Here is a 13,377-nt window from a genome sequence, read left to right as displayed (position 1 = left end):
ATAAACATTAATCGAAAGACACTCATGAAGAAAAAAAATACATTTACATATCTGCTCATCGGACTGGGCCTCTGCTTCTCTTCCTTGGGAAGCGGGCTCCGGGCCGATACCCCCGAGAACTATACCAACAACCGCTATCCATTGGTGCGCAAACCTTTGATGGAACTACCGTTAGGCAGCATTAAGGCAAAAGGATGGTTGCAGGAAATGTTGGTAAGGCAGAAAAACGGGGCAACCGGGCAAATGGACAAACTGTATCCGCTGGTGATGGGCGAACGCAACGGCTGGCTCGGCGGTGACGGTGATCAATGGGAAAGAGGACCATACTGGATTGACGGTTTACTTCCTCTGGCATATATCCTGGACGATGCGCAACTGAAAGCTAAAGTGCAACCTTGGATAGAATGGGCTTTAAAAAGTCAGCGGGAAGACGGTTTCTTCGGTCCGGCCAAAGACTATCCCGGAGAGGCCGGCATACAACGGGATAACTCTCACGACTGGTGGCCGCGTATGGTGATGCTGAAAATACTCCAGCAATATTATTCTGCCACGAACGATCAACGGGTCATCCGATTTATGACCGACTATTTCCGTTATCAACTGAAAACGTTACCGGAAAAGCCGCTCGGCAACTGGACTTTTTGGGCAGAGTTCCGTGCCTGCGATAATCTTCAGGCCGTATACTGGCTCTATAATATCACCGGTGATTCATTCCTACTCGATCTCGGCAAACTGATTCATCAACAAAGTTTCAGCTTTGTAGATATGGTGAACCGGGGAGACCTGAAACGTATCAATACGATTCACTGTGTCAACCTGGCACAAGGTATCAAAGAGCCTGTCATCTATTATCAGCAAGAGCCCGACAAAATGTATCTCGATGCGGTTAAACGTGCTTTTCGTGACATTCGCCAGTTCCACGGACAACCGCAGGGTATGTATGGTGGTGACGAGGCATTGCATGGCAACAATCCGACCCAAGGTTCAGAACTCTGCTCAGCTGTGGAACTGATGTACTCGCTGGAAAAAATGGTAGAGATCACGGGAGATATCGACTTCGCCGACCATCTGGAAAGGATTGCATTCAATGCACTGCCCACCCAGATTTCAGACGATTTTATGACAAAACAATATTTCCAACAAGCCAACCAGGTGATGGTATCACGCCACCGTCGCAATTTCGATCAGGATCACGGAGGAACGGACAACTGTTTCGGGCTGCTGACGGGATATCCTTGTTGTGCATCGAACATGCACCAAGGTTGGCCTAAATTCACCCAAAGCCTCTGGTATGCCACTCCTGACGGCGGACTGGCTGTTACGGCATACGCACCATCGGAAGTGACGGCCAAAGTAGCGGATGGGTGTACGGTAACTTTCAGTGAAGAAACCTACTATCCGATGGATGACAAAATAAGTTTCACCCTCCAATCAATGGACAAAAAACGGAAAGAAGTAAACTTCGCTCTCCAATTACGTATCCCGAAATGGTGCAAACAAGCCGGAATATCAGTCAACGGACAACTTCTTCAACATGCCGAAGGAGGCCGGATGGCCATTGTCAACCGCAACTGGAAAAAAGGGGACCGGGTGGAACTCCATCTGCCGATGGAAGTCACTGCCAGCACCTGGTATGAGAATTCGGTAACCATTGAACGCGGTCCGTTGGTATTTGCCTTGAAGATGGAAGAAAAATGGGAGAAGAAAGAGTTTGAAGAGCCGTGGTATGGTCCGTATTATTACTCAGTGACTCCTACCGAACCATGGAACTATGGATTGGTTGATTTCAATCGTAACAAAGCGAACGAACATGCCCGTGTAACGATTCATACGGAAAAGCAATCTTCCGTATTCCCCTGGAATAAGGAAAATGCCCCGATAGAAATACGGATGAAAGCAAGATTGGTACCTTCATGGAAACTTTACAACGAAATGGCAGGGCCTCAACCTTATTCTTTCTGTAGCGGAGGCGAAGGGCCGGAAACAGAAATCACCCTGATTCCTTATGGATGCACTACATTAAGAATAACGGAATTTCCGGTAGTGGGAGCCTCCCGATAGAGAGGTGAATAATCACTCCGAACCATTATAATAATAACTCAATATTCATACACAAGTCCTCCTTTCTCCCCTGCCTGCAAGTGGAGGGGAAAGAAGGACTCAAACACACAATTACAATGAAAAAACTTTTAGCAGCAGCAATGCTATTCATGCTGAACAGCTGGTCCTGTTTCAGTGCAGATACTCCGCGAGCGGAGTATCCCCGTCCACAGTTCGAACGGGAACAATGGCTAAACCTGAACGGGACCTGGACATTCGATTTCGATTTTGGTAAATCAGGAAAAGACCGCCGCCTGCAGTCGGCAGAGAAGTTTGATAAGAACATCACTGTACCCTTCTGCCCGGAAAGTAAACTTTCGGGAGTAGGCTATACCGATTTCATCGAACAGATGTGGTATCAACGCAATATTACCATCCCATCGGACTGGAATGGAAAAAAGATATTCCTGAACTTCGGTGCTGTGGATTATTGTGCGGAGATCTACGTCGATGGTAAATTCGTACAACGTCATTTCGGCGGTTCGTCTTCGTTTGCCGTAGATCTGACTCGCTATGTTACCCCCGGAAAGACTCACAATCTGGTGGTATTCGTACAAGATGATCTCCGTTCCGGACTACAAACCGGAGGAAAGCAATGCGGTAACTATTATTCGGGAGGCTGCTCTTATACCCGTACTACCGGTATCTGGCAGACTGTATGGATGGAAGCTGTCTCAACCGACGGTCTGAAGTCAGTATTCGTACGCCCGGACATCGACCAAAAACAGTTGATCATCGAACCGGAATTTTATAATGAATCGGCCAACACATTGGAAATCATCTTGAAAGACGGAAATAAAACCGTTGCCAAGAAAAGTGTAAATTGTGCCAACAGTTCGGTAGTAGTTCTGCCGGTGAAGAATATGAAACTGTGGTCGCCGGAAGATCCGTTCTTATACGATCTCGTTTATCAGGTAAAAGATGCCAAAGGCAACGTACTGGACGAAGTGAAATCATACGCCGGTATGCGCAAAGTGCACACAGCCAACGGACGTTTCTATCTGAACAACCAGCCTTACTTCCAACGTCTGGTACTCGATCAGGGATTCTATCCGGAAGGTATCTGGACAGCTCCGAGCGATGAAGATCTGAAGAACGATATCGTATTGGGAAAAGAAGCCGGTTTCAACGGGGCACGTCTTCACCAGAAAGTATTTGAAGAGAGATATTATTACTGGGCCGACAAACTGGGATACATCACCTGGGGAGAATCGGCAAGCTGGATGCTCGATGTAAACAAGGAGCTGGCTGCGCGTAACTTCCTGGGTGAATGGAGCGAAGTAGTGGTTCGTGACCGCAATCATCCCTCACTCGTAACCTGGACTCCTTTCAATGAAACCTGGGGTGGCGGTCCGGATGCTTATGTCCGCTTGGTACGTGACGTATACAACATTACCAAAGCCATCGACCCGACTCGTCCGGTAAACGACGCCAGTGGTGATAACCATGTGATAACAGATATCTGGAGCGTACACAACTACGAGCAGGATCGTGCTAAACTGACTGAACAGCTAAAAATGGAAGAAGGTAAAGAGCCTTACCGCAATGCGCGTGACAAGGACTTCCTGGCCGTTTACGAGGGACAACCTTACATGGTTGACGAATTCGGCGGTATCCCCTGGATGGCAGAGAAAGACCGCAAAAACTCATGGGGATACGGTGGTATGCCTGAAAATGCAGAAGCATTCTACAAGCGTCTGGAAGGTCAGATCGATGCTTTTATCGACTCACCGCATGTGACAGGTTTCTGCTATACTCAGCTGACTGACGTGGAACAGGAGAAAAACGGTATCTACTATTATGACCGTACTCCGAAATTGGATATGAAACGAATCAAAGCTATTTTTGAGAAAATAAAATAAAAGGAGTGCCTCCCTATAAGGGGACATTGCAGAAATCTGTTTACCTGTGATGGGATACTTTCATGAAAGGGAGGCTTTCAACTGTTATCTGCTATTTTATTATTTTGCAAATCAATAGTTGAGTCGTTGTCGGGTGTAGGGTATACAACCGGATAGTGGCCTGTAAAGACCGTACCCCCGACTCAACTACTGATTGCCATTATTTAAATACAAGTATGAGAAAATCATTCATTGCCCTCACCTTCCTGCTCGTTCCGGCTTGCCTGTCGGCACAGTTGGGAGGTAAAATCTACCTTCAGAGAGCCGATTCACTCCTTCAACGAGTACTGTCTCTTTATGAGGTAAAGAAGTATGGATTGCTGATGGAGACTTATCCACGGAATCCCAAACAACAAATTACATATACAGCCAACACCGGTTCGGAAGTTACTCAACAAGAAGTATCCTTCTTATGGCCTTATTCGGCAATGGTGTCAGGTTGCGTATCGCTTTATAAAACATCCGGCAACAAGAAGTACAAAAAACTGATGGACAAACAGATCAAGCCCGGACTCGACTTGTACTGGGATACCACCCGCCAGCCGGAATGTTATCAGTCTTATCCGGCCTTCGCCGGACAAAACGACCGTTACTATGATGACAACGATTGGGTAGCGATTGACTTTTGCGACTATTATGCCGTGACAAAGAACAAAGAGTACTTAAAGAAAGCCATCGCCCTGCACGACTACATCTACTCCGGGTGGTCGGACGAACTGGGAGGTGGAATCTACTGGTGCGAACAGAAAAAGGAATCAAAGAACACTTGCTCGAACGCACCTGCAACGGTTCTTTGCATGAAGCTCTACAAGTTGACCAAAGATAAAAAATACCTCGACCAGGCAATGGCAACTTACCAGTGGACACGCGATAATTTGCGCGATCCGTCGGATTTTGTCTATTGGGACAACAAGAACCTGCAAGGCAAGATCGGTTATGCCAAATATACGTACAACAGCGGACAGATGATTCAGGCAGGTGTACTGCTCTATCAGGCCACCGGTGACGAACAATACCTGAAAGATGCACAACAAACGGCCAAGGGATCTTACGAGCATTTCCTGAAACCGCAACCAACGGTAAAAGGAGAAATGAAGTTTTTCCCGTCTAGCCCATGGTTCAACGTCATCCTTTTCCGTGGTCTGAAAGCCCTTTACAAAGTTGACAAAAACGATACTTATGTAAAAGCTATGATCGACAATGCAGACTATGCCTGGCAGTACACCCGCGATGAAAACGGGCTGCTGAACAACGACTGGTCGGGCAACCGGAAAGACAAGTTCAAAAGCTTGCTGGAAAATTCCTGCATGATTGAACTGTACTCGGAAATCAGCGAACTCTAATATAGATTTACCACAGAGGACACGGAGTTGTAGCTTACTGTTAAACAAGTCAGCATATCTCAAAGAAGATTTCCTCTCATGCTCTCCGTGCACTTTGTGGTAAATTCACAACAGACCTGCACAAACCAATAATCTTACTAAAATGAAAGCAACTACCTCCTTGGCAACTTCTTGCCGCCGACTCCTGTTATGGGGAGTACTCACCCTTCAATGTCTTTTTAGCACCGCCCAAAAACGATTCACTGCCGATGTGGAACAACAAGCGGAAAAAATACTCTCACAAATGACCCTTGACGAAAAACTGTCTTATATAGGGGGTATCAATTGGATGTATACCCGTCCGCTGGAACGTTTCGGCATCCCCCGACTGAAGATGAGCGATGGGCCACAAGGGCTGGGAACACACGGGCCCTCTACTGCTTATCCGTGTGCGCTGATGCTGGCTGCCACCTGGAACGAACAATTGGCTACGGAATACGGAAGCGCCTTGGGTAAAGATTGCCGCGCACGAGGAGTACATGTCCTTTTAGGTCCTGCAGTCAACATTTACCGTGCTCCGATGTGTGGACGTAATTTCGAATATATGGGAGAAGACCCGTATCTCACTTCACGCATGGCAACCGGATATATAAAAGGCGTACAAGGGCAAGGGGTCATGGCTACCATCAAACACTTTATCGCCAATAACTCGGATTATGATCGTGATCATATCAGTTCGGATATTGATGAACGAACTCTAAACGAAATTTATTTCCCTTCTTTTCGGGCAGCCGTACAAGAAGCCGAAGTAGGTGCAGTGATGTCAAGCTACAATCTGCTGAACGGAATTTATACTACCGAACACCCGTGGCTGCTGAAAGATGTACTAAGACAGCAATGGGGCTTCAAGGGAATCCTGATGTCCGACTGGGGATCGACTCATCATTGCATCCCTGCCGTAAAAGGAGGGCTCGATCTCGAGATGCCTGCCGGAAGCAAGATGCAACCCGAAGAACTGAAGTACTACTTACGGACAGGTGATATCACAATCGAAACGATAGACGAAAAGGTACGCCACATCCTGCAAACTCTCCTTGCTTTCGGATTCCGGGAAACACAGCAGCCGGATACTCATATCCCACTGAAGAATCCGCAATGCGCCCAAACCGCTTTGAACGTGGCGAGTGAAGGCTTGGTATTGCTGAAGAATACCAACCAGATCCTTCCAATCCGCTCCGGCAAAGTGAAAACAATCGCTGTAGTAGGTAAAAACGCACAAGGATATGTTTGCGGAGGCGGCAGTGGTGAAGTACATCCGTTCCAATATGTATCCGTATTGGACGGTATACGCAAAGAAGCCGCCGAAAGAGACATCCGGGTAGAATATCTGGATGTATACGACTATTTACCGACTATTATTTTTACCGATACTGAAAGAAAGCAAAAAGGCTTCCGTGCTCAGTACTTCGATAACATGAATTTAGAAGGCACTCCGAAAGTGGAACAGACTGAGACGAAAATAAACTATTCCTGGTCGGGTGGTACGGGATTAAAAGAGATGCCCAAAGAGCAATTCTCCGTCCGATGGAATGGAACCATCTGTCCACAGGAAACAGATGAATACCTGTTCACCCTTGGCGGAGACGATGGATACAGACTATATATCGATGGAAAACTCATCGCAGACGAATGGCACGAAGGTGCTTTCCGCAATTCCACTTATCGTTGCATGCTGGAAGCCGGTAAAAAGTATGACCTGAAGATAGAATACTTCCAGAAAGGCGGAGGTGCTGCTGTCAATTTTATATGGAAACAGAAGAATGCCTCAAACAATTTATTCGTTGAAGCACTGAACCGAAACGACCTGGTAGTGGCTTGCATCGGATTCAACTCAGATACGGAAGGAGAAGGACGAGACCGTACCTTCGAACTCCCCGAAGACGAAGCACAATTACTGCAGAATACGCTGCAATCTAAACGTCCCGTAGTAGGTATCGTCAATGCAGGGGGCAATGTAGAGATGCAAAGCTGGGAACCTTCCCTGAAAGGACTACTATGGGCATGGTACGGAGGCCAGGAAGCCGGAACGGCAATCGCACGTACACTCTTCGGGGAGCTCAATCCTTCGGGGAAATTACCTATCACTTTTGAGAAACGATGGGAAGACAATCCCACTTTTCACAGCTACTACGATCCGGACGGAGACAAGCATGTAGAGTACGCCGAAGGTATATTTGTCGGATATCGTGGATACGATAAACTGAAACGGGAAGTACAATATCCATTTGGTTACGGATTGTCGTATACCCGTTTTAAACTTTCGGCACCGACTGTCGGTACTCCGAAAACGGACGGTTCGGTAACAGTCACCTGTAAACTCACCAACACCGGAAGAACGGCAGGCGCAGAAGTCGTACAACTTTATGTATCCAACAAAGATACGACAGTGGAACATCCGGAAAAAGAACTGAAAGGCTTCCGGAAAGTATATCTGGAACCGGGCGAAACAAAGAGTATAGAAATTACTGTTCCGGCAGAAGCATTCTCACATTATGATACGGGTAGCCGGAGATTTGTCATCGACCGGGGTAGCCACGACATCTTGTTAGGATTTTCTTCCCGGGATATCAAAGCAAAGATGTCGGTCGGGATTTCACGTTAAAATAGTCTAAACTTGAGCCGGACGTGTCTCCGTTCGTCCCAAAACGTGTTTAATTTGCAATATTGTTAAAACCCAAAGCCTATGAAACTCAAACATATCCCCTTACTCCTGTTGGTACTGACCTGCTGTCCGGCTTGTCAAAACAAGAAAGCTTCTGCCACTAAAGAGATTCCTTCCGAAGCTACTTATACCAATCCACTATTGGCAGTAGGAGCAGAACCATGGGCTGTCTTTCACGAAGGCAAATATTATTACACGCAAGGAGCCGAGAATAAAATTATCCTTTGGGAAACCAATGACATCACCGACCTGGAACATGCTGCCCGGAAAGAAGTATGGATTCCAAAAGAAATCTCCAACTCTTATCACCTCTGGGGACCGGAGATACACCGGATTGACGGGAAATGGTATGTTTATTTCGCAGCAGATGACGGCAACATGGACAATCACCACATCTATGTCATAGAAAACAGTTCTCCCAACCCGTTGGAAGGTGAATTTGTGATGAAAGGACGAATTAAAACTGACAAAGACGATAATTGGGCAATCCATGCCAGTACATTCGAGCATCAGGGTCAGCGTTATCTCATTTGGTGTGGATGGCCTAAGCGCCGGATTGAAACAGAAACTCAATGTATCTATATTGCCAGGATGGAAAATCCGTGGACACTCTCGTCGGACAGGGTGATGATTGCGGAACCGGAATATGAATGGGAACGTCAATGGATCTCACCTGATGGCAGTAAAACAGCTTACCCAATCCACGTCAACGAGTCCCCACAATTCTTTGAATCGAAGAACAAGGACAAAGTGCTGATATACTACTGTGCCAGTGGAAGCTGGACTCCCTACTATTGCATCGGACTGCTGACTGCTGATGCCGGAAGTGACCTGACCAATGCGGCATCCTGGAAGAAACAGGATACTCCTGTCTTTGAGCAGCAACCCGAAGACAGTGTTTTCGGACCGGGTAGTCCCTCTTTTGTCCCTACACCGGATGAAAAGGAATGGTACATGCTTTATCATGCCCGAAAAATCCCCAACGATGCACCGGGAGCAACAGACTCCCGTAGTCCCCGTCTGCAAAAAATAAGCTGGGATGCAAACGGGATGCCTGTTTTGGGAAAACCTTGCAAAGAAGGAACGCAAATTAAATAGTACAATCCGATTGATCTATTGTATACACAGTTATACATCCCCTCTTTGTCAATACCCTCTTTACTCTCCTTTCAGTTGATGGAAAAAGAGTAAAGAGGGTACTGATTGTTTAAGCGGTGACAGCCATCTATCCCCTGTAGTGCATCATATATCTTGGGATAATGCGGAGTCCGCACTTGTATCAATGATAATCTTTCGGCAATACTCCAAACTGAATCTTAAAGCATTTGGCAAAATAGGACGAAGAACTGAAGCCGATTTTCTCACACACTTCGGTTATGCGCACTCCGCTTTTCAGCAGCTCGGCAGCTTTATTCAAACGGATAGTCTTCAGGTAATCATTGGGCGGCATACCGGCCAAGGCCTTTATCTTACGATAGAAATTGGAACGGCTCATATTGAGTGACTCTGCCAGTGTATCAACGGAGAAGTTCTCGTCCGAAAGCTGTGCCTCGACTGCTGCCCGAACCTTAGCCATCAATTCACAATCTTTCTGAGACACAGAATATTCTACCGGGCTGATAGGGGCAGCCCCATTGCCACCTGATAATTCAGCCATCATTTTATGGAAGGCTTGACGCAGCTTCAGCAAATTCTCAATCTGCTTGCGTAACTGACGGATAGAGAACGGTTTTTCAATATATACGTCGGCACCACACTCGAAGCCTTCCACCTTGGCTTCCAGTGTCGTTTTTGCAGTTAACAGGATGACAGGTATATGGGAGTATTCAATGTCCGACTTAACTTTTGCCGTTAACTCCAGACCGTTCATCTCCGGCATCATCACATCACTGACAATCACATCCACTGTCTCGTTGGCAAGTACCTCAAGTGCCTGCCGGCCATTCTGAGCTTTCAAGACTTTAAACCAGGTACTCAGAGATTCCCGGGTCAGATTCAGCAAGTCGACATTATCTTCCACCAACAGAATGGTAAATTTACTGCCCGATAACTCGGTACCCTGTTCTTCGTCAGCCGCTTCCCGACCATCCGGTATCACTACTTCCGGTTCTTCGGATACAGCCTCTTCACCCCAAGGCAAAGTGAGAACAAAAGAGGATCCACCATATACACTATCTTCAAGGCTCAACGTACCATGGTGTGCTTCAGCCAGTGATTTGGAAAAAGCCAAACCGATACCTGTACCTACTGCTCCCGATTTTCCGTCTTTCACCTGGTAGAACGCCTCAAATACTTTCCGCTTTTCAACATCCGGAATACCCGGACCGTCATCACTCACCGAAACCCGGAAGCCTTCATCGGAAGAGACTAATTTGATATCGATACGGCTTTGGGCATATTTTACTGCATTACCTATCAGGTTGACGATAATTTTGCAGACCTTTTCACGATCGACCGAAGCAAAGATCTCGCCTTCCGGCAGATCGAGCATCACTGAGATGCCTTTCAGTTCGGCGGGACTCGTAAACTGGCTGTGAACATCACTTACCAATTGGTTGATATCACACTTCTTCAGACTCAACTGCACCCCACCATTTTCCATTTTTTGAAAGTCGAGCAACTGGTTGGTAATCCCCAAAAGGTAATTGACATTCCGGTCGATTACCGATAAGTACTTGGCATCCCGCCCTTCTCGTTTATCTTCCAATAGTTTCTCAAGAGGAAGCCGGATCAGACTCAGTGGAGTACGGATTTCATGCACCAGATTAATAAAGAAACTGATCTTCGACTTGTAGACCTCTTTTTCTTTCGTAGTCTGGTACTCTTCCATACGACGTTTGTATTTCTTCTTCACATGCCGGTTCCAATGCCAGCCTGCATAATAGGCAAGACCGAGGAGGAGAAGTGTATAGACACAATATGCCCATATAGTCAGCCACCATGGAGGCGTGACTACAATCAGCAAGGAAGTAGTCTGGTCATTCCATTTATGATCGTTGTTCGAACCCCGTACCTCAAACTCATACTTGCCCGGAGGCAAATTGGTATAAGAAGCCGTATTCTGTTCGGAGTTAATAACCCACTCTTTATCTACTCCTTTCAGGCGGTAAGAATAACGGTTTTTCAAAGGATCTTCGTAACTCAAGGCTACAAAGCTCACAGAGAAAGTATTATGTTCGTAAGGTAACGTTATGGTTTCCGCACGATAGAGGGGACCTTTCAGATGAAGAATATCCTGCACCAGCCGTTCATCCGTCGTATAAGGCAGGCGTATTTCGGTGATATATACGGAAGGGATGTACTGATTATCCATGAATTGATCGGGGACAAAAGAATTGAAGCCACTGATTCCGCCGAAATAGAGTTTACCACTTGCTGTTTTCAATGAAGATTGGGCTGTAAACTGATTGCCTTGCAGTCCGTCATTCACCGTAAATTGGCGGAAATGCTGCTTTGTGATCGGATTGATCGTTATCAACCCGGCATTACTGGATATCCAGAAGTCACCGGTCTTGTCTTGTTCAATGGAGTAGATGACCCGGTTGGGCAATATTGTATTATCCGGATCGAAATCAATAAATGTTTCGGTCTTCGGATCGAACGAACAAAGTCCGCCTCCATTGGTACCAACCCACATGGTACCTTTCAGATCTTCAAATAATGTAATTACGGAATTATTAGTGATGGTAGTCGAATCATTCCTTTCATGCTGGAAATGTTTCCAATGCCCGTTCCGGGTATTAAAACGAAACACACCGCTGTTGGATGTACCAATCCAAAGATTGTCGTACATGTCTTCCAGAATATCAACCACAGAGACCATTGACCCTACTGTGGTAATTGTCGAGAAATTGTCTTCCCGGGGATTGTAACGACACAGTCCCCAACTGGTTCCTACAAAAATATCCCCGCTTCGATCTTTATATACTGCCAGGACATCGTCACTGCAAATTGTGTTCGGAGTATCCTGCAGATGATTGTACGATTTCACATGGCCGGTCCGGAGGTCGAGTACCTTCAACCCTTCGGCATAAGTACCAATCCACAAACGCTCGCCATCCAACAACAAAGAACGTATGTCGTACTTCTTATCCACGCCTCCGCCTATCGGATAAGCGGTCAGTTGATGAGTGGAGACATCGAAGAAACACAACCCATCACGAGTACCCACCCAGATATCCCCAGCAGCATTTTCGCAAAAAGGACCTACTACTTTTCCGGCAGCCACACCTCCATCCCGATAAACAGGAGGATAATAATCGAATCTTTTAGTCGGTTTAGCCAGATAATTCACTCCTCCCAAATTAGTCAACACCCAGATTCCACCTTCTGCATCGCGCATCATTGCATTGATAGACTGGTCGCTCAAGCTTCTGGGATCTGACGGATTATCGATTCGTGAGAAGTTTTTATCATGTAAGTCAAAAAGGTAGAGCCCATTGTCGGTACCCACCAGAAGCTCTGTTTCCGAGTAGTTCAGCAGACAACGGATCGCACCGAAATTCAGATGGGATGCATTATAGCAGTCCAGGTTGCCGGTACGCTCGTTCAGACAGTACAACAAGTTGCTCCCCGCACCGAACCAGATATCACTCCGGATATCGAGCAAACAGTTGATACGATAATTATCGGGATTATTGCCGGCAGACAAAAGAGGATAGGATTGCAGGAATTTACCGTTTTCATCGAAGCAAAGCAAACCTTCCTGTAAAGAAGAGGCATAGATATGTCCAGAGTTATTCTCACAAACGTCCCATACGAAAGAGGTCTGAAGACTATTCTGTGTCAACACATCCGTTTGAGGATTATAAACAAATAATCCTTGTCCCAAAGTGGCAATCCAGATCAAACCGCTTTCGGACTTTATTATTTTCTTTATCTCACTACTGATAAAAACGCCATAGCGGGTCTTCTTATCAAAATAAGTGAAACGATCGTATTCACGGTCGTAGATATAAAGTCCCCAGTTGGTTCCGACCCATATATTGTGGTTCTCTTCCTCAAAAAGTGCCTGCACAAAGTTGTTCTCTAGCGAAAACTTATCATTCAGGACATTTCTGTAAACCTTGTTACCACGTCCGTTATAGCAATTTAAACCGTCGCTCGTTCCCAGCCATATAAAGCCATAGCTATCTTGCATGGCGCACCAGACTGTGTTATGTGATAATCCGTCTTCTACCTGATACTTCTTAAAAGAAAAATAGGAGAATGCCTGTAACGGTGTTATCCCAAAAGCAAATAAGGTAATTAGTAGAGTGATGATTCGCATGTGTTGTATTCATTTAAGATTAAAAAAACGACTTGTTGTTATGTATGTGCATAATCTGTCTGA

At 46.2% G+C, this 13,377-nt stretch carries 6 protein-coding genes; 5 read left to right on the top strand and 1 reads right to left on the bottom strand.

Features of this window, described 5'->3' with window-relative positions; translation table 11 throughout:
* Window positions 1-24 precede the first annotated feature (24 nt).
* From BF9343_RS01305 to BF9343_RS01285, 5 genes are all read left to right on the top strand, one after another.
* Window positions 25-2,061 carry a beta-L-arabinofuranosidase domain-containing protein gene (locus BF9343_RS01305; protein WP_010991966.1) on the top strand — a complete coding sequence of 679 codons (2,037 nt, stop codon included), beginning with the start codon at window positions 25-27 and terminating at the stop codon, window positions 2,059-2,061.
* Between the two features lie 116 nt (window positions 2,062-2,177).
* Window positions 2,178-3,962: a glycoside hydrolase family 2 protein gene (locus BF9343_RS01300; RefSeq protein WP_010991965.1), complete on the top strand. Its 1,785-nt coding sequence runs from the start codon at window positions 2,178-2,180 to the stop codon at window positions 3,960-3,962.
* A 215-nt stretch (window positions 3,963-4,177) separates the two neighbouring features.
* Entirely contained in the window at window positions 4,178-5,344 is a 1,167-nt protein-coding gene (locus BF9343_RS01295) for a glycoside hydrolase family 76 protein (protein ID WP_005801858.1), read from the top strand.
* A 142-nt stretch (window positions 5,345-5,486) separates the two neighbouring features.
* A complete protein-coding gene (locus BF9343_RS01290; RefSeq protein WP_010991964.1) occupies window positions 5,487-7,985 on the top strand; it encodes a beta-glucosidase in 2,499 nt (832 codons plus the stop codon).
* A gap of 81 nt (window positions 7,986-8,066) precedes the next feature.
* Complete coding sequence (locus BF9343_RS01285; RefSeq protein ID WP_005784046.1) at window positions 8,067-9,143, top strand: glycoside hydrolase family 43 protein; 1,077 nt, start codon at window positions 8,067-8,069, stop codon at window positions 9,141-9,143.
* Between the two features lie 181 nt (window positions 9,144-9,324).
* Here BF9343_RS01285 and BF9343_RS01280 read toward each other — a convergent pair whose 3' ends face one another.
* Window positions 9,325-13,314, bottom strand: a complete 3,990-nt coding sequence (locus tag BF9343_RS01280) for a hybrid sensor histidine kinase/response regulator transcription factor (RefSeq protein WP_010991963.1) — start codon at window positions 13,312-13,314, stop codon at window positions 9,325-9,327.
* Window positions 13,315-13,377 lie beyond the last annotated feature (63 nt).

The sequence above is a fragment of the Bacteroides fragilis NCTC 9343 genome, assembly GCF_000025985.1.
Taxonomy (GTDB): domain Bacteria; phylum Bacteroidota; class Bacteroidia; order Bacteroidales; family Bacteroidaceae; genus Bacteroides; species Bacteroides fragilis.
Note: the sequence above shows the minus strand (reverse complement) of the source record. Positions and strands in the feature narration are given on the sequence as shown.